Below are 17,750 nucleotides of genomic sequence, written 5' to 3'. Positions count from 1 at the left end.
CAACAAGGCTTTGCGTGATGAATGTCGGCGCGTGGAGGACGCCGCGCCAGGCACCGGCGCGGCGATCTGCAAGAAATGTTGAGCGGCTTGCGCTCAGCGCGCGCGAGCGCTTGAGCGGTTAGCGCTCATCGCCGCGCTCAATCCCCAGGCGCTGCAGACGGCGCTTGAGTGCATGCCGGGAAATCCCCAGCAGGTCGGCGGCCAGGCCCTTGTGCCCGGCGCTGCGGCTGAGGGCATCGTTGACCAGTTCACGCTCGGCCCGTTCGAGCTGATCGTCCAGCGCCGACAGCGAGCTGGGCACAGGCTCGGCGGCCTGCAGGTGGGCAGGCAGCTGGGCGCTGCCGATGGTTTGCCCTGGCAGCAGGATGGTCAGGCGCTCGACCAGGTTCTTCAGTTCACGCACATTGCCCGGCCAGCGATGGCGCACCAGGGCGGCGGCGCTGTCTGGCTCGAACACGATGGGCGCGACCTTTTCCTCCCGCGCCTGACGCGCGGCAAAGTGGCGGGCCAGCAACAGGATGTCGTCGCCGCGCTCGCGCAGGGCCGGAATATCGAGGGTGATGACGTTGAGTCGATAGAACAGGTCTTCGCGAAAACGGCCCTGGCGCACATCGTCGGCAAGATCCCGATTGGTCGCCGCCACCACGCGCACATCGGCGCTGCTGGCCTGGCTCGCGCCCACGGCGCGGTAGCTGCCGTTCTCCAGGAAGTGCAGCAGTTTGGCCTGCAGGGCCAAGGGCAACTCGCCGATCTCGTCGAGGAACAGCGTGCCGTTGTTGGCCTGGGTCACCAGGCCGATACGTTTCTGGTGGGCGCCGGTGTAGGAACCTTTTTCCGAGCCGAACAGCTCGGCTTCGATCAGTTGCTCCGGCAGGGCCGCGCAGTTGACCTCGATGAACGGGTGCGCGGCGCGCGTACTGTTGGCATGCAGCGCCTGGGCCACCAGGGTCTTGCCGGTGCCGGACTCGCCCAGCAGCAGGATGCGCGTGGCGGAACTCTGGGCGATCCGTTGCAGCGCGGCCTTGAGGTTGCCCATGGCCTGGCTCTGACCGAGCAAGGCGCCCTGCTCTTCAACGGCAACCACGGCATCGGGCACTGCAAGAGTGCCCTGGATGGTCGCCAGCAGATCGTCCAGCTCGAAGGGTTTGGTCAGGTAGTCGGTGGCCCCGCCCTTGACCGCCTGCACCGCGGCGCGGGTGTCGCCGTGGGCGGAAATCATGATCACCGGCAGCTCCGGCCGGCACTTGCGCAGGCCTTCGAGGGTGGCGATGCCATCCATTCCCGGCAACCCCAGGTCGAGCAGGACGATATCGACCACCACCCGGCTGTCGGCCAGCAACGCCAGCGCCGCCTCGCCACTGTGGACCGCGCGCGGCTGCATGCCTTCGCCACGCAGGGCGTAGCTCAGCGAGCGCACCAGCGCCTCTTCGTCATCGACGATCAGTACATGTATTTCGGACATCGGTCGCTCACTTCGGATAAGTCGCTGCGGGCACGGGAAAATCCAGGGTCACCACCGTGCCTTCGCCCGGGGTACTCGCCAGTTCCATGCGCGAGGCATTGGCTTCCAGCAATTGTTGGCAGATGCTCAGGCCCAGCCCGGTACCGCGGGCCTTGAGGGTGAAGAACGGCTGGCGCACCTGCTGAAGGGCGGCCTCGGGAATGCCGCAGCCCTGATCGACCACGGTCACGGCGACCCGCTCGCCGCAGGGCTGGCCTTCGAGGGCCACGCCCTGCCCCGGCGCGCTGGCTTCCACGGCGTTGAGGCAGAGGTTGAGGAGAATCTGCTGGGCCTGGTCCGGGTCGACCCAGAGCTGCAAACCCGCTTTGCAGTGGCTGGAGAAGCTGATGCCCTTGGCCTCGGCTTCCGGCGCGACCAGCCGCGCGGTGCGCGCGAACAGCCCGGCCAGGTCCACCCCCTGCGGCACGGCCGGACGTGGCCGGCCGTATTCGAGCAGGTCGCTGGTGACATGGGACAGGCGATCGATCTCCTGGCACAGGTCGGTCAGCAGCAGGCGCCTTTCCGCTTCCTGTTCACGCCGCAGCAAGGCCTGCACCGTAGTCTTCATGGTTGCCAGCGGGTTGCGCACTTCATGGGCGACGCCGGTGGCGAAGGTGCCGAGCACCGCGAGGTTTTCCGAGCGCACGGTGCGCTCCATCACATCGGCCAGACGCCCGGCCATGACATTGAAGGCCCGGGTGACCCGGCCGATTTCGTCGTTATGGGCCTGCTCCGGCAGGCGGTAGCCGAGGTCCCCCGACGACAGCTGGTGCGCCCCTTCCACCAGGGTGCCGACCCGCGCGCGCAACTGGCGCGACAAGGTGAAGAACACCACCAGGATGAAGCCGATAAAACCGACCGCCGCCAGGTACAGCCACCAGCGGGCGTCGTCCAGCGGTTTGAGCACCGCCCCTGGCTGCACACTGAAGACCACTTGCCAGCCGGGCAGGATCACCGGGCCTTCGCGCCAGTCGCCCGGTGCCTCGACCTGGCGCCCGGTGGCATCGAGAAAGGCCCCGCCCGGCACCCGCAGCAGCGGCGTGACCACCCCGCCGAGGCCCGAGCTGACCAGCAACTCGGTGAGCGAGGCCAGGCGCAGGTGCAGGCCGATCCGCACGCGGTGATCGAGGCGGCCGTTGCGGATGGTCTTGCGGATCAACAGCCAGCCCGAGCGCCCGGCCTGGGGCAGCGCCGGGCCGATCACCTCGATATCGCCGACAGTCTGCCGCGCCAGGCCGTCGAGCGACCACGCCTCGCGTCCCCAGTACGGCGCCCCCGAGGCCGCCTGCCCCGGCATCACCTTGAGCAGGCGCTCGTTCGGGTCGAAAAACAGCACGCCGTAGAGAAACGGCAATTCACCTTCGAGCTTGAGCAACGCCTCGACATCACCCACTGGCTGCGCCTGGTCGGCAACGAAGTCGGGCATGCTGGGGTGATTGGACAGGGCCGAGAGCTGGTAGAAGCGGTCGTCGAGAAACGACGACAAGCGGTTCGCCGTGGACAGCGCCTGGGCATCGAGGCGTTCGCCGGTCAGGCGATTGAGCAGGTCCTTGGCCAGTTGCTCATAGAGCACCGCCAGCGCAATCAGCGCCACGCTCATGACCAGGATGGAAAGCAGCGTGTAGCGCGCCACCAGGCTGCGACGAGGCCGGGCCAGGCGTCGCCAGAACGCGCTCGCGGGGAGTTCGGTATCCATGGACGTTGTAGTTGTTCTTCATGTGATGCCGGGGAGCATAAGGACCGGGGGTCGGGGTTGTCCATGCTGAAGTGGGTCTGGCGGGTAGAAGTTGTCGGCTCAGGCCCCATAGCTGTCCTCGGCCGAAGGCAGCTGACGGCCAGAAGCGGACATTCCCTGGTTTTCTCCCTCCCTTCGCATTTGAGACCTCTCTCCTGCCAGAGGCTGTCGTTGATTTCTCCGTCCGTCGACCTTGCATAGGTATAGGGGGTATGCCTATCATGCGCACCCTATAGGCAGGGGGTGCTCCATGGGCCATATCGCAGCAAGCAAAGACGATCTTCTCAAACGAGTTAAACGTATCGCCGGACAAATCCAGGCCGTTGAACGGGCATTGGAATCGGATCTCGATTGCGCCAGGACATTGCACCTTGTTGCGGCCACTCGCGGAGCCATCAATGGCTTGATGGAGGAAATCATCGAGGACCACGCGCGGGAACATGTCGCCAACCCTGCGCTCAGCGAAGAAGAGCGTAACAAGGGCGTCGAAGAACTCCTTGAAGCCATTCGCCGTTACTCCAAGTGAACGTATCCAGGCATACCCCCATGAGCAGCCCTACCCTCAAACATGCACACGACCATGTGTTCCTCGGCTCAGCGCACGATGAAAATGCCAAGCGCACGCTTTGGGTTGTGGCACTGACCGTTTTGATGATGGTTGGTGAGATCACCGCCGGCTATATCACAGGTTCGATGGCGTTGCTGGCCGATGGCTTTCACATGGCAACGCATGCTGGCGCATTGAGTATCGCGGCGGCCGCTTACGCATACGCAAAGCGCCACGCTTCCAGCCAGCGATACAGTTTCGGGACCGGGAAGGTCGGAGACCTGGGCGGATTCGCTTCAGCGCTGATTCTCGGTATGGTTGCCCTGGGAATTGGCATTGAGTCTGTCATGCGCCTGTTGCAGCCAACGGACGTCCAGTTCGGCACCGCCACGCTCATCGCGATTGCCGGCTTGATCGTCAACATTGTCAGTGCCCTGCTGCTGGGCCACGGACATAGTCATGGGCACGACCATGATGATCATGACCATGCCCATCACGGCAACGACAACAACCTGAAATCCGCCTACGTCCACGTCATCGCCGATGCGCTGACGTCGGTCCTGGCCATCGTTGCCCTGCTCGCCGGCCAGTATCTCGGTTGGCTATGGCTGGACCCGCTCATGGGCATCGTCGGCGCCATCGTTATCGCGCGTTGGGCCTGGAGCTTGATGGGGGCTACCGCAGGTGTGCTACTGGATCAGACAGATGCCCACGTTGCCGAGGAAATCCGCGAGTTGGTTGAGAAGCCGGGAGATGTCACCATCACCGACTTGCACGTCTGGCGGGTTGGACCACAGGCCCATGCGGCCATTGTCAGCGTTCTTGGTGAGGCACCTGCGAACACCAACAGCATTCGTGAACGTCTCACGCCGGTTCACGAAATCCGCCATCTGACGGTCGAATTTCGACCGGTCTGATGCAGCGTTTCCCCACCATCACTTGCGAAGAAACCCATTGTGAGTTCATGAGGCGTCCCCCTCAAGCTGAACATGTCGGCACGCCGTGAACAGCGCCAGATCGTAGATGATCTTGAGCACACCGCAGGCGAGCAGCGGCGCCGTGAGCCAACCCAGCCCAATCAACCCACTGGCGATGGTCGGGGCAATGGCTGCGGCGAGACTGCGCGGCACCGCCGTAAAACTCGCGGCAGCTGCCCGCTCGGCAGGCGTGACAACGGCCATGACAAAAGCACTGCGCGTGGGTACGTCGAGTTGCGACAGCGCGCTACGCAGTAACAGCATGAGCAATGCGAGCGGCAATGATGGCATGAAGGCTGCCGCGATCAGGCACAGGCTCGATGGGATGTGTGTGAAGACCATCGTGTTCAGCAGGCCGATCCTGCGCGCCAGTGGTGCTGCTGCCAATTGAGACCCGGCACTCAGCAATCCGGTGCAGAAAAAGAACTGCCCGGCAGCGCCGATCGAAAGGTCGAACCGCGCCATGAGCCAAAGTGTCAGTAGCGCGTTGACGACCAGTCCACCGGCGAATGCATCGACGCTGAAGAGTAGCGCGAGGCGCACGACAATCCACTTCGATGGCCCAAGCGATGTTCGAGCGGTGGTCGCCGCCGGGTGCGTGGGCACGTGTCGGTACAGCGCCAGGATCGCCAGCCCCGACAGCGCATAGAGGACGAACATGCCACGCATGGCCGAAAGCGCGGCGACGCCGAAATGAGCCGCGATCCAGTCGGGTGCTCCCGCCAGCAGGGCACCCAGAGCACCTGAGCATGCGCCGACGAGGTTGTAGCGTGCAAAAAGTGACGTGCGTGCTTGTGCCTCGGACGCTTCGGCCAGGCACGCGTGCTCGATAGGAAGGAACATGCTGACATCGCCCGCACTTGGATTCATCGTACCGAGGAATGCCACCACCAGCAGGGGCCAAAGCGTCGAGAAGGTGGAAAAGCCGATACCCGTTGCGGTCATCACCAAGGCCGCGATCAACAGCAACGACCTGCGCGAAAATCGATTGCCCAGCATTCCGACCACCATGGTGGCGATAGCGGAACCGAGCAGCGTTGATGTGCTGATCAGTCCGACCGATAAAGTCGACATGCCAAGCGCCAGAAGGTAGGCCGGAAGCAGCACCGCAATGTAACCATCACAAAAGCCACGCAGGCTCCTGGCCGCAAGCAGCCGCCATACGCCAGCCTCGACGCCCGCTGGCGCGAGAGTCAAGAGGCGAGTGAAGCGTGGAGTCATTGCGAAACCTCCCATGTGCACTCGTGATTTGAATGCGGGTTACAGCCTGCCCAGATAAACACTATAGTAGATGTAGAAACATAATACGTTGAGTACTCTACATGTTTATATGGCATCTACTGGTGCTTGGCCTTCCCACGGCAAACTCGACCGAGCGCATGCGCGCCTGGCGGGCACTCAAAGCCTGTGGGGCAGCGGTTCTGCGCGACGGTGTCTATCTGCTGCCCGAGCATGTCGCTGGTCTGGAAGCCCTCGAAGAGATCGAGCGAGAGGTGCTTGCCATCAATGGCACGGCCTACCTGTTCTCGATCAACGAGCCCGGCGAGCGGTTCATTGCGCTGTTCGACCGTAGCGGGGAGTACGCCAAGCTACGGGACGATATCGCCGTTTGCCTCGGTCAGCTGACTGGCGGGAACGCCCTGCAAACTGCACGGCAAGTCCGCAAGTTGCGCAAGGCGTTCGCCCAGATTACCGCCATCGACTTTTTCCCCAACGCACAGAAACAGCAGACCGACTCGGCACTCCAGGTGCTGGAAACGGCCATCAGCCGTGCGCTCTCCTCGGACGAACCCGCCAGCCATGGGGAGCCCATCGCAGCACTTGTCCAGGGGGATTTCCAGGGGCGGCGCTGGGCGACGCGTAAACGGCCGTGGATCGACCGCCTTGCCAGTGCCTGGCTGATCCGTCGCTTCATCGACCCGACGGCGCACTTCCTCTGGCTGGACTCCCCGCACGACTGTCCACCCGATGCACTGGGCTTCGACTTCGACGGCGCCACCTTCAGCCATGTCGGACAGCGCGTCACCTTCGAGACCCTGCTGGCCAGTTTCCAGCTCCAAAGCCCTGCCCTGAATCGCATCGCCGCCGTCGTGCACTACCTGGACGTCGGTGGCAGCCAGCCTACCGAGGCATCGGGTATCGAACGCGTCCTGGCCGGGCTGCGGGAAAGCATGCCGGATGACGACCAGCTTCTTCAGGCCGCCAGCAGCATCTTCAATGGCCTGCTGATCGCCTTCGCAAACGACGAGCAAAACAATGACTGAATCCACTGTACATGCCACCGAGAAGGTTGCCTGCGCTAGAGCGCCCATCGGCCTGTTCGAGGCGTTCCTGTTCTGGCTGAAGCTGGGATTCATCAGTTTCGGTGGCCCGGCGGGACAGATTTCGATCATGCATCAGGAGTTGGTCGAGCGCCGGCGCTGGATCAGCGAACGGCGGTTCCTCCATGCCCTGAACTACTGCATGTTGCTACCGGGGCCGGAAGCTCAGCAGCTCGCCACCTACATCGGCTGGCTGATGCATCGCACCTGGGGCGGCGTGATCGCCGGCGCCCTGTTCGTACTGCCGTCACTCTTCATCCTGATCGGCCTGTCATGGATCTACGTCGCCTTTGGCGAAGTGCCGGTAGTGGCTGGCATTTTCTACGGCATCAAGCCTGCCGTGACCGCCATCGTCATTCATGCGGCCCACCGGATCGGCTCACGGGCCCTGAAGAATGCCTGGCTATGGGCCATGGCCGCGGCCTCCTTCGTTGCCATCTTCGCGCTCAACGTGCCGTTCCCGATCATCGTGCTGGTGGCCGCCATCGTGGGCTATATCGGCGGACGGCTACTGCCGAACACGTTTGTCATCGGCGGTGGACATGGGGCAGCGAAGGCCAGCTACGGCCCGGCGCTGATCGACGACGACACCCCGACTCCCGAACATGCGCGCTTTCGTTGGCGGCATTTGCTGCGCCTGGTCGTGATCGGGGCCGCCCTCTGGATGCTGCCTATGGGGCTGCTGACCGCCTCGTTCGGTTGGCACGGAACACTGACGCAGATGGGCTGGTTCTTCACCAAGGCAGCCTTGCTTACCTTCGGCGGCGCCTATGCGGTGCTGCCCTATGTCTATCAAGGGGCGGTCGGCCACTATGGCTGGCTGTCCCCCTCTCAGATGATTGATGGCCTGGCCTTGGGCGAAACCACGCCGGGGCCGTTGATCATGGTGGTGGCGTTCGTGGGTTTCGTCGGTGGCTACGTCCAGCCGATAGTTGGCGCCGAGCACCCCTTCCTCGCCGGGGCGATGGCCGCGACCCTGGTCACCTGGTTCACCTTCCTGCCGTCCTTCCTGTTCATCCTCGCCGGCGGCCCGCTGGTGGAGTCGACGCACAACGAACTGAAATTCACCGCGCCACTGACCGGTATCACCGCTGCCGTCGTGGGTGTGATCCTCAACCTGGCGCTGTTCTTCGGCTATCACGTGCTCTGGCCGAACGGCTTCAGTGGTGCCTTCGATTGGCCGTCGGCGCTGATCGCCATCACGGCGGCGGTGGCCCTGTTCCGCTTCAAGCGCGGCGTCATCCAGGTGCTGCTGACCTGCGCCCTGGCGGGCCTGGCGGTACATTTGCTGCGCGGTTGACAGCCGCTGCCGGCCAGTCCGACTGGTCGGCTCAGCCATGATCTATCGCTTCGTGCAGGAGGTGTGCAATGAAACAGGCTGATCGCCCGCTACAAGGGGCAACAATCCCCTCGCAGGGGTACCCCTCATGCGATCGCGTTTACTCAAAGCAACTCAATACCGAATCGCCGCACGAACAGGGCGAACAGCCCGAAACTCACCATCGTAATGAGGATGCAGCCGATCAAAGTCGGCCAGAACCCTAGCCGGGGAAGCAGCAGCGGAAACGCCAGGAACATGGGAAGTGTCGGCACTACGTACCAGAATGTGTACCACGCATGGTTCGCAATCTTTTCCTGGCTCTGATGTTCGGCGTAGAGCCAGATCAGAGTCAGTACAGTGACCAGCGGAAGCGCCGCCACCAGACCGCCCAACTTGTCGCTGCGTTTAGCCAGCTCGGACACCAGAACCACGATTCCAGCGGTGAGGAAGTACTTGGTGATGATCCAGGCCATATCACCTCCCGATCGAAAGTTGAGGCGGTTATTTACTTCGAAGACGTCGAAAATCATATCCTCCCACAGGCACCGGTATGGCGTGTGTTGTCTGGATTGCGACCGCTCTGCAATTGATCGCACGCTTCGCAGTGTTCTTGATGGTCGATGCCACGTATAAAACCCCTTGAGTAAATCTAACTGATTTACAATGCCATCCCTTTGGCCGTGGCTGTCATTTCGTGGATGCCCTGTCGCTTGTCCATCAATACCTGACCGAGTGGGTGATCACCCCCGTCACCGAGCAGTTTCTCGGTATTTTCAATGTGAACGGCCGTTTCGGGGTCTTGTTCCTTTGCATCTCCTATGGCGTCGCCTATGGCCTGTTCCGCTTCAGAAAGCAGCGCGGCCTCAGCGACGCCCATTCGTTCTGGCAATTCGTTGGCGGCAGCCGGGTACATCTGCATCCCTCGGCGCTGCTGGATTACCGCTACTACTTCGTGCGCGCCATCCTCAAGGTCGCGCTGGTGCTGCCCATCGTTCATCTGGTCGACCCCTACATCCTGAGCTCCGGCGATTACCTGGCCTTTTTCAGCAACCTCTGGGGCGCGCGCCCGCGCCTGGGCGAGAACCTCGCGCTGTCCCTGCTCTACGGGCTGGGGGTGTTCCTGCTCAAGGACTTCATCCATTACTGGGCGCACCGGGCCTTTCACTGCCGCTGGCTCTGGGCCTTTCACAAGGTCCATCATTCGGCGCCGGTGCTGGTCCCGCTGACGGCGAGCCGGGTGCATTTCGTGGAGAAGATCGTCGAGAAACTGAGCACCAGCATGTGCATCGGCCTCTATGCCGGTTGCTTCTGGTACGCCTGCGGCGGCGAGATCAGCCGCTATACCCTGTTCGGCGTGACTTACCTGGTGTTCATCTTCAACAGCCTGGCGGCCAACCTGCGCCATAGCCATGTCTGGCTGTCGTTCGGCCCACAGCTCGAACATATAGTGAACAGTCCGGCCCAGCACCAGATCCATCACAGTGACGCGCCGCGCCATTTCAACCGCAACTTCGGCACCAACCTGTCCCTCTGGGACTGGATGTTCGGCACGCTCTATGTCACCACTTCAAAGCCTGAGAACATCCGCTTCGGCACCGGAGAACAAGACCACCAGCGTTACCTGACGGTCTATAGCTTGATCGTCACGCCCTTTATCGAAACAGCCCGTAAGCTTCTGAAGAAACGCCATCGCAAGGCTGTGCTCGGAGCGTCCGAAGCGCCCTATCCATAGCTTTACGCAGAGGAACGACACGAGGCAAGCCACCGGCATTCACCCGTGGCTTGCCTTGATGCATCAAGGGGTGACGATGTTGAACCAGAAGTCGAAGTTGTCCATGTAGCTCATCAACTCCTCAAGTTTGCCCTCGTTGCCCTCTACCTTCAGATCGCCCTTGCCGGTCGCATCCTTGAGCGTGGTCTGCTTGAGCATCAGGTTGTTCAGGGTGTCGCGGGTCAAGGTGATGGTCGCGTCTGCGTCCTTCGCTTGCACGCCTTCGGTGTGGTTGAGTACACCGTTGACCATTTCCAGCGTGTACTTCTGCTTGAGGTCGGTGAAGTCCAGGTTCAGGGTGATGTGCTTGTCAGCCACCTCAGGCCCTTTCAGGCGCATGGCCAGGTAGTCGAAGAACAGGTCCAGGTCCATCGCCTTGACGGTGTCGGGGCTGGCGGTATCGGGGGTTGGCAGTTTCTGAACGCCGTTGCGCAGCTCCTGGGCGCCGGTCAGGTAGAAGTTGCGCCACGGACCGCTCTCGGCCTGGTAGCCCAATTGCTCCAGGGCGTCGGCCTGCATGTTCTTCGCCGCCTGGTTGTTCGGGTCGGCGAAGACCACATGGTTGACCACCTCGGCCACCCAGCGGAAGTCGCCCTTGTCGTAGTACTCCTTGGCCTTTTTCAGCACGGCGTCGGCGCCGCCCATCATGTCGACATAGCGCTTGGCCTCCTCCTCTGGCGGCAGCTCCCACAAGGTCGCGGGGTTGCCGATGAACCAGCCCAGGTGCAGCACGTAGGTCGCCTTGACGTTGTGGTTCAACGAGCCGTAGTAGCCGCGGTTGGAGAAGCGGTTGGCGATCGACGGCGGCAGTTTCACCTGCTCGGCGATCTCGGTCATGGTGTAGCCCTTGTTGGCCAGGCGCAGGGTTTCGTCGTTGATGTAGCGGTACATGTCGCGCTGCGACGACAGCTGATCCTTGACCTCCTTGTTACCCCAGACCGGCCAGTGGTGCATGGCGTACATCACCTGTACGTCGTCGCCCCACATCTTCAGCGCTTCGTTGAGGTACTTGGACCACGGCAGCGGCTCGCGGATTTTCGCGCCCCGCAGCGAGTAGGTGTTGTGCAGGGTGTGGGTGGAGTCTTCGGCCGTGTTCAGGGCCTTTTTCTCCTTGATGTAATAGAGCATCTCGGCCGGCGCCTCGCTGCCCGGCGCATAGAGGAACTCGTAGGTAAGGCCGTCGATCACATGCTTCTCGCCGGTCTTCTCGATGATGTCGGTCGGCGGGATCAGGGTCACGGTACCGGCGGAAGTGGTGGTACCCAGGCCTGCACCCAGCTGGCCGGTCTCGTTCGGCGGCAGCAGGTTGCCGTACATGTAGCTGGCGCGCCGGCTCATCGCGGTACCGGCCATCACGTTTTCGGCCACTGCATGCTCGAGGAAGCCCTTGGGTGCGTAGATCTTGACCTTGCCGGCCTTGACGTCCTTCTCGTCCACCACGCCGCGCACACCGCCGTAGTGGTCGACGTGGCTGTGGGTGTAGATCACCGCCACCACCGGTTTTTTCGGGCGGTGCTTGAAGTAGAGGTCCAGCGCCGCCTTGGCGGTTTCACTGGAGATCAGCGGGTCGAAGATGGTGATGCCTTCCTTGCCTTCGACGATGGTCATGTTCGACAGGTCGTAGTTACGCACCTGGTAAATGCCGTCGGTGACTTCGAACAGCCCGGAAATATTGATCAGCTGCGATTGCCGCCACAGGCTGGGGTTGGTGCTGGCCGGTGCCGTCTCGCCTTCCTTGATGAACCCGTACTTGTTCGGGTCCCAGATCATGTTGCCGTTCGGGCCCTTGATCGGCTCGGAGGGCAGCGGCGCGATGAAGCCTTTGTGCGCCAGTTCGAACGAGGTCTTGTCGTTGAACGGCAGTTCCTTGAGCAGTGCGTCGTTGGCAGCCTTGGTGGCTTCGGTTGCGGGCTTGGGCGATTCGGCGGCCCAGGCGTGGGTGGTCATGGCGATTGCCGCTGCAAGCAGGACCGAGGTGCTGAGCTTCCAGATTCCAGTTGATGCATTTTCTGCCTTGAGGGACGACGTTCGAGCGATGGACTTCATGTAAAGCTCCTTCTTGCGTGATGCGCCGTACCCTTCGAGGCAACTGCCAGCGTAATGTGTTCTGACGTGTTTTCCATCCCAGTTGCAGGCATGGCTGGTCTGCCTGCAGGTGACAGTAATGACGTGGGAGACGTTGTCCAGTCCGGCCGTTGCTGGATGAAGTGGCCGCTGGCATTAGCTAGAAGGAGACTAGTAGTGAACCTTGGGTATGCAACTTCTTGGATCCAGAATCTGCGTTTCACTTCTCATTTCGTTACGGGTGGCGCCTGCGCGGGCGCATCTTCGAAATCAGAAGTTGGCGCAGCCTGGCTTATGCCATCGCGGGGCAAGCCCGCTCCTACTTTTGCGCTTCATGTGCGTCATTTCAGGCGCCGCAGATCGCGACTTCAGGAGGCCGAGTGGAACCCTTGCGTAGTGGGGCGACGGCCATGGATGGCCGGCGAGCGCCGTAGGGCCAGGGACGGCCCTTCGGCGCGCCCCCGCGGGAGCAAGGGTGTAGCGAGGGGACCCGGAGCGCAGCGTAGGGCCGGATGCAGGAGCAAGCGGTTTTGCCTACTTTTTCCAAGAAAAAAGTAGGCCGCCGTAAAGGCGGAAGGGGCCGGCAGCGTCGCTGCATGAAATAGATAAGCTCACAGCCCCAGCGACCCAACCCAACCCAAGGACCATACCCCAGGATTCCGTGAAAAACCAAAAAAGCGCTGAAACCCACGGGTGGCGTGGGCTCAGCGCAAGGCACAAAGGCGCGCCTCAACGTTCCATGACATAGGTACCAGGTGCGGGGCACAGCGGTGGGTACTTGCGCGAGCCGCACTTCTTCGGCGCCGGCAGGCTGTCGCCCGAGCGCTGCCCGATCCATTCACGCCAATGCGGCCACCAACTGCCCTGCTGGCGCTCCCCGGCGTTCTGCAGCCAGTCTTGCGGGGTTTCGGCGGCGGCAGGCGCCGCGTAGTAGAACGACTTGGGATTGCCCGGCGGGTTGACCAGGCTTTGCAGGTGGCCGGCGTTGGACAGCACGTAGGTGGTGTCCTCGCCAAACAGCCGGGCAGTACCGTAGCAGCCCTGCCAGGGGGTGATGTGGTCGGTGGTGCCGCCAATCACATAGGCACCCACCTGTACCTGGGTCATATCAATCGACTCGCCGGCAATCTCCAGGGCGCCCGGGTTGCTGTAGGGGTTCTGCTGGATCAGGTCGAGGTAGTCCGCGTGCAGCTGGGCGGGCAGTCGCGTGGTGTCGTTGTTCCAGGCCAGGATATCGAAGGCCGGCGGCTTGTTGCCCAGCAGGTAGTTGTTGACCCAGTAGTTCCAGATCAGGTCGTTGGGCCGCATCCAGGCGAACATGCGGGCCATGCCCTGCCCGCTCAGCACGCCCTTGCGCCGGGAGCTGGCCTTGGCCGCGCGCAGGGCGGACGGCGTGGTAAACAGCCCCAGGGTGGTGTCGTCCAGCGCCGAAGGCATGTCGAGCACGCACACCGCCCAACTGGTGTTGGCCACCTTGTGGCCTTCGCCACGGGCCGCCAGCCAGCCCAGGTAGGCCGCCAGGGTGATGCCGCCCGAGCAGGAGCCCCACATGTTCACATCGGGGCTGCCGGTGATTTTGCGTGCCACGTCCACCGCCTGGTCGAGGCACAGCGCGTATTCGGACAAGCCCCAGTCGCGGTGCTCGCGGGTGGGGTTGCGCCAACTGATGATGAAGAGGTTCACGCCGCTGTCCTGAATCCACTTGATCAGGCTTTTTTCCGGCGACAGGTCGATGGCGTAGTACTTGTTGATCTGCGGCGGCGACATCACCAGGGGCCGGGTATAGACATTTGCGGTGGTGGGCGCGAATTGCAGCAGCTCGAACATCTCGTTGCGAAACACTACGTGGCCCTTGGCCGTGGCGATGTTTTCCCCGACCTTGAACGGCGTGCTGTCGACCTGTTTCGGCAGCCCACGGTTGGTCAGCATATCCTCGCCGAACTGGCGCATGCCCCTGGCCAGGCTCATGCCACCGGTGTCGACCAGCTTGCGCAGCGCCGCCGGATTGGCCAGCGGCGAGTTGCTCGGTGCCATGGCGTCGGCCAAGAGCGCTGCGACGAACCGCGCGCGGCTCTTTTCCAGCGGGGCAAGGTCGGTGGATTCGATAAAGCGGGTCAGTTCACTCTGGCCCGCCAGGTAGCTCTGCAGCAGCGCGCGCAGGAAGGCGTTGGATTGCCAGGCCGGATCGGCGAAGCGCTTGTCCTTCGGGTCCGGGGCGATGCTGGAATTGCCACCGACGATACCGCGCAACTCTTTGAGATAGCCGCTCAGATGAGCGCCAGCCTTGAGCGGCGACTTGCCCACGGCCTTGAGCAGGTAACCGGCGGAACTTGCCAGGTCCGCCACGCGCACGCTGACCAGCGGATTGCCCGCAATCGTCTGGTTGCTGGCCGTGACGATCAGCTCTTGTTGCTCGGTGTTGCCTGGGAGATCACCCTCCTTGCGAGCGCGACGCTTGCGGGCGGTGGCCGAGGGGCGCTGGGTGGGGGTTGCAGTCTCGCTCGTTCGGGTGGATCGGCTCATGTCGGTTCTCGTGCTGCCGGGTGCTGTGCCCGGTTGTGTTGTTTTTTCACCGACTCTAGCGCGCAGCGCGTGCGGCCACATTTCATCGCACGACAGCAAATTCTCATTTCATGACAAGGGGGATTCGTCAGCCGACGAGCTGAACGGGTGGCCTACAGGCCAGGTGAATCGACCACGCTTCTACAGGTAGCCTCCAACTAGCAGCTTCTGGCTGTCGCGAAGGGCAGCAACCGACTGTGGATTCAACCGATCGATGCAACACACGGGTCGTTCAACCCTCTTTGAATACGGCCATCAATTCCGTCAGAAACGCATTCATCAGATCGCTCTGCCGGGCTGAGCGCCGAATCGCTGCGTGAAAACGCACCTCGAAACGTAACTGCTCCGGATTCAGAGCGCGCAGTTGGCCCAGCTCGACATGCCGCGCCGCATAATGTTCCGGCAGGAAGCCCAAGTGCTGGCCGGACAGGATTAGCAGCGCGTTGCCGTCCATGCTGTCGGTGAGGGCGGTGAGACGGTCGATTGAGGTGGGCGCCGGCAATTCCGGCAGCGGATGGCTGGACCAGACCCAGTCGTGTTCGGCCACCACCTCTTTGTCGAGCGCACCAGCCTCCCGATACAGCGGGTGAGAGGAGCCGCAATAGGCAAGCTGGGTTTCACGAAACAGTGGAAAATAGTCGAGGTTGTCGAGGCGCCGCCAGAAGTAACCGATGGCCAGGTCCAGGTGGCCGTTGACGAGTTTTTCTTCGAGCAGGGCGGATGACAGTTCGGCGAACTGGAAGTACAGCCCTTCTTGGCGGCCTCTCATGCGCGAGATGGCCAGGGCGATCTTCTTGTTGGCCAAGGGGTCGATCTGGCCGAGCAGGCCGACGTTGAGCGTACCTGAATGGGTGCGGTTGATCTGCTGGACTTCCAGGCGAAAGCCTTCTGCGGCCGCCAGCAGGCGGCGTGCGGCGTCGAGGAACTGGCTGCCCTTGGGCGTCAGGGAGAAACCGGCCCGGCCACGCTCGCACAGGCGAAAACCCACTCGGGTCTCCAGCGAAGCCAGCTGCGCGCTGATGGTCGGTTGAGTGGTGTTGAGCGCGATCTGCGCGGCCGAAATTCCGCCGGACTCCACCACCGCGAGGAAGACGCGAATTAAGCGGATATCCAGCTCGGATACGTTCCCCAGCATAGGGCTCCCTTGAGGTCGTCTTATATAGACGGCGGTCTATGTAAACAGTTGATGGGCGCTATTTTACGCTTCCGGTCATCACCCTAAATTGCATCGGCGACGGCGTGGTTTGATCAAGGAAGGCAACAATGACGGGCACCTAATAATAGGCCGCCTGCGCAGTGTCAACCACAAGCGTTCGACGCCAGCCTTGTTTTACATAGGTGGCAGCGATGTTTGCCTGGGTTATCAGGGAACCTGCCGACAGCGTCACTACAAGAACAATATCTCGCTCGTAACAGAGCGCAGGAGTATCCCATGTCAGGGTCCACCCATCCCGCCCAGGCGGTCGAGGCTGATACCAGCCTGGCGATCGAGAGCCACTCGATCGACTACATCCCCGAGTCCGAGCGCCATGCCCGACTCAGCAGCCAGGGGCCGTTCTGGTTTCTCGGCAACTTTCATTTCTTCACCATTTCCATCGGTTTCGTTGGCCCCAGCCTTGGGCTGTCGGCTCTGTGGACGCTGCTGGCCGGCGCGCTGGGTATCATGTTCGGCACGATTTTCATGGCCTTCCATGGCTCGCAAGGCCCGGAGATGGGCCTGCCGCAGATGATCCAGTCGCGTGCGCAGTTCGGCTATCGCGGGGTGGTGATCGCGTTGCTGGCGACCTTGTTCGTGTTCGTCGGGTTCAACGTGGTGAACGTCACGCTGATCATGGATGGCCTGAACAGTGTCTTCGGACTGCCGCCGATTCCGGTGGCCGGTGTGCTCTTCGCGGTCAGCGCGCTGTTGTCGATCTTTGGCCACGACATGATGCACAAGGCGTTCAAATGGGCGCTGATGCTGACCCTTCCGCTCTATGCCCTGGTGTCCGTTGCCCTGCTGTTCGATGCGGGGCAGGACGAGGCCGCCACGCCGGCCGGCCTGGGGTTCAACTGGGTCGCCTTCGTCACCCAGTTCGCCATCGCCGCCAGCTACAACATTTCCTACGCGCCCTATGTGTCCGATTACTCGCGCTACCTGCCCAAAGACACCAGCCGGACCAGGCTGATCATGGCGATTTTCCTTGGTGCCTCGCTGTCCGGTGTGTGGATGATCGGCCTCGGTGCCTGGCTGGCGCAGCAGCTGCAGGCCGCCGATGTCTTCGCGGCGCTGGACCGGGTCGGTAGCGCCCTGGTGCCGGGGCTGGGCCATGTGCTGGTGCTGGTCTCGGTGGTAGGCGTCCTGCCGGTGATCGCGCTCAACACCTACAGTGCCATGCTGACGTTGCTCACCGGGATCGACTCCGTTCGCCGCATCACCCCCACGCCGCGCGCACGGGTGCTGTCCATTCTGGCCATTTCCCTGGTGCTGATGGCCGGCGTCGTGGCCATTCGCGGCAACGGCATTTCCATCCTCAATACCTTCCTGGTGCTGATCCTGTATTTCCTGGTGCCCTGGACCGCCGTGAACCTGGTGGACTATTTCTTCGTGCGCAAGGGCCGCTACGCCATTGCTCATTTCTTCACCCCAAAAGGTATCTACGGGGCGTGGCAACTGCGCGGCATCGCCGCCTATGCCGTGGGCTTCGTGTGCATGATCCCGTTCTTCTTTATCAGCGATGTCGCGGCCGGCAAGGAAGTATACGTCGGGCCGATGGCGCGCCTGCTGGGTGGGGTGGATATCGCCTGGCTGGTGGGGCTGCTGGTGTCGGGCCTGACCTACTTCAGCCTCGCTCGGTCCCTCGATCTGGACAGCGAGTGGCGCGTCATCGACGCCCTCGGCGACTGTAACCTCCCCTCCATGCCGCGCGGTGGCGCGGACCCGAAACAGTGAAGAGCAGAACAAGGAGTAC

13 protein-coding genes are annotated in these 17,750 nt (G+C 62.5%); 6 read left to right on the top strand and 7 right to left on the bottom strand.

The features are described 5' to 3' along the window. Positions 1–118: 118 nt before the first annotated feature. Positions 119–1,462 carry a sigma-54 dependent transcriptional regulator gene (locus tag M2D63_RS21465; RefSeq protein ID WP_285865037.1) on the bottom strand — a complete coding sequence of 448 codons (1,344 nt, stop codon included), beginning with the start codon at positions 1,460–1,462 and terminating at the stop codon, positions 119–121. Positions 1,463–1,469: 7 nt separating this feature from the next. Beyond that, positions 1,470–3,197, bottom strand: coding sequence for an ATP-binding protein (locus tag M2D63_RS21460; RefSeq protein ID WP_285865036.1), 1,728 nt, complete (start codon positions 3,195–3,197; stop codon positions 1,470–1,472). Positions 3,198–3,486: 289 nt separating this feature from the next. Here M2D63_RS21460 and M2D63_RS21455 point away from each other — a divergent pair, with 289 nt between their 5' ends. Together M2D63_RS21455 and dmeF are read left to right on the top strand one after the other, a co-directional pair. Further along, positions 3,487–3,762, top strand: coding sequence for a metal/formaldehyde-sensitive transcriptional repressor (locus M2D63_RS21455; protein ID WP_285865035.1), 276 nt, complete (start codon positions 3,487–3,489; stop codon positions 3,760–3,762). Between the two features lie 20 nt (positions 3,763–3,782). Next, complete coding sequence (gene dmeF / locus M2D63_RS21450; RefSeq protein ID WP_285865034.1) at positions 3,783–4,700, top strand: CDF family Co(II)/Ni(II) efflux transporter DmeF; 918 nt, start codon at positions 3,783–3,785, stop codon at positions 4,698–4,700. Positions 4,701–4,745: 45 nt separating this feature from the next. On the opposite strand, the gene M2D63_RS21445 is transcribed toward dmeF, so the two are convergent. Then, positions 4,746–5,981: an MFS transporter gene (locus M2D63_RS21445; protein ID WP_285865033.1), complete on the bottom strand. Its 1,236-nt coding sequence runs from the start codon at positions 5,979–5,981 to the stop codon at positions 4,746–4,748. 101 nt (positions 5,982–6,082) lie between these two features. On the opposite strand from M2D63_RS21445, the gene M2D63_RS21440 reads away from it, so the two are divergent. Both M2D63_RS21440 and chrA read left to right on the top strand, forming a co-directional pair. Further along, positions 6,083–7,024, top strand: coding sequence for a chromate resistance protein ChrB domain-containing protein (locus tag M2D63_RS21440; protein ID WP_285865032.1), 942 nt, complete (start codon positions 6,083–6,085; stop codon positions 7,022–7,024). Beyond that, entirely contained in the window at positions 7,017–8,381 is a 1,365-nt protein-coding gene (chrA, locus tag M2D63_RS21435; RefSeq protein WP_285865031.1) for a chromate efflux transporter, read from the top strand. The genes M2D63_RS21440 and chrA overlap by 8 nt, the downstream gene beginning before the upstream one ends. Before the next feature lie 143 nt (positions 8,382–8,524). Here the strand turns inward: chrA and M2D63_RS21430 are convergent, their stop codons facing one another. Then, positions 8,525–8,875: a DUF3147 family protein gene (locus M2D63_RS21430; protein ID WP_285865030.1), complete on the bottom strand. Its 351-nt coding sequence runs from the start codon at positions 8,873–8,875 to the stop codon at positions 8,525–8,527. Between the two features lie 221 nt (positions 8,876–9,096). On the opposite strand from M2D63_RS21430, the gene M2D63_RS21425 reads away from it, so the two are divergent. Then, positions 9,097–10,134 carry a sterol desaturase family protein gene (locus M2D63_RS21425; protein WP_285865029.1) on the top strand — a complete coding sequence of 346 codons (1,038 nt, stop codon included), beginning with the start codon at positions 9,097–9,099 and terminating at the stop codon, positions 10,132–10,134. Positions 10,135–10,197: 63 nt separating this feature from the next. On the opposite strand, the gene M2D63_RS21420 is transcribed toward M2D63_RS21425, so the two are convergent. The 3 genes from M2D63_RS21420 to M2D63_RS21410 all read right to left on the bottom strand — a co-directional run bounded on the left by M2D63_RS21420 (position 10,198) and on the right by M2D63_RS21410 (position 15,934). After that, positions 10,198–12,219, bottom strand: coding sequence for an alkyl/aryl-sulfatase (locus M2D63_RS21420; protein ID WP_285865028.1), 2,022 nt, complete (start codon positions 12,217–12,219; stop codon positions 10,198–10,200). A 747-nt stretch (positions 12,220–12,966) separates the two neighbouring features. Then, positions 12,967–14,760, bottom strand: coding sequence for an alpha/beta fold hydrolase (locus tag M2D63_RS21415; RefSeq protein WP_285865027.1), 1,794 nt, complete (start codon positions 14,758–14,760; stop codon positions 12,967–12,969). 271 nt (positions 14,761–15,031) lie between these two features. Then, positions 15,032–15,934 (bottom strand): LysR family transcriptional regulator, encoded by a 903-nt coding sequence (locus M2D63_RS21410; protein WP_285865026.1) that lies wholly within the window; start codon positions 15,932–15,934, stop codon positions 15,032–15,034. A gap of 297 nt (positions 15,935–16,231) precedes the next feature. On the opposite strand from M2D63_RS21410, the gene M2D63_RS21405 reads away from it, so the two are divergent. Continuing rightward, entirely contained in the window at positions 16,232–17,731 is a 1,500-nt protein-coding gene (locus M2D63_RS21405; protein WP_285865025.1) for a cytosine permease, read from the top strand. Positions 17,732–17,750 lie beyond the last annotated feature (19 nt).

The organism is Pseudomonas sp. BJa5, from assembly GCF_030272875.2.
GTDB lineage: Bacteria > Pseudomonadota > Gammaproteobacteria > Pseudomonadales > Pseudomonadaceae > Aquipseudomonas.
The sequence above is the reverse complement of the archived record's forward strand: the minus strand, read 5'-3'. Positions and strand labels throughout refer to the sequence as shown.

Coding starts and splice junctions, on each gene's coding strand:
- M2D63_RS21465 (WP_285865037.1), bottom strand. CDS start 1,462: ATGTCCGAAATACATGTACTGATCGTCGATGACGAAGAGGCGCTGGTG.
- M2D63_RS21445 (WP_285865033.1), bottom strand. CDS start 5,981: ATGACTCCACGCTTCACTCGCCTCTTGACTCTCGCGCCAGCGGGCGTC.
- chrA (WP_285865031.1), top strand. CDS start 7,017: ATGACTGAATCCACTGTACATGCCACCGAGAAGGTTGCCTGCGCTAGA.
- M2D63_RS21405 (WP_285865025.1), top strand. CDS start 16,232: ATGTCAGGGTCCACCCATCCCGCCCAGGCGGTCGAGGCTGATACCAGC.
- M2D63_RS21420 (WP_285865028.1), bottom strand. CDS start 12,219: ATGAAGTCCATCGCTCGAACGTCGTCCCTCAAGGCAGAAAATGCATCA.
- M2D63_RS21410 (WP_285865026.1), bottom strand. CDS start 15,934: ATGCTGGGGAACGTATCCGAGCTGGATATCCGCTTAATTCGCGTCTTC.
- M2D63_RS21455 (WP_285865035.1), top strand. CDS start 3,487: ATGGGCCATATCGCAGCAAGCAAAGACGATCTTCTCAAACGAGTTAAA.
- M2D63_RS21430 (WP_285865030.1), bottom strand. CDS start 8,875: ATGGCCTGGATCATCACCAAGTACTTCCTCACCGCTGGAATCGTGGTT.
- M2D63_RS21415 (WP_285865027.1), bottom strand. CDS start 14,760: ATGAGCCGATCCACCCGAACGAGCGAGACTGCAACCCCCACCCAGCGC.
- M2D63_RS21460 (WP_285865036.1), bottom strand. CDS start 3,197: ATGGATACCGAACTCCCCGCGAGCGCGTTCTGGCGACGCCTGGCCCGG.
- M2D63_RS21440 (WP_285865032.1), top strand. CDS start 6,083: ATGTTTATATGGCATCTACTGGTGCTTGGCCTTCCCACGGCAAACTCG.
- dmeF (WP_285865034.1), top strand. CDS start 3,783: ATGAGCAGCCCTACCCTCAAACATGCACACGACCATGTGTTCCTCGGC.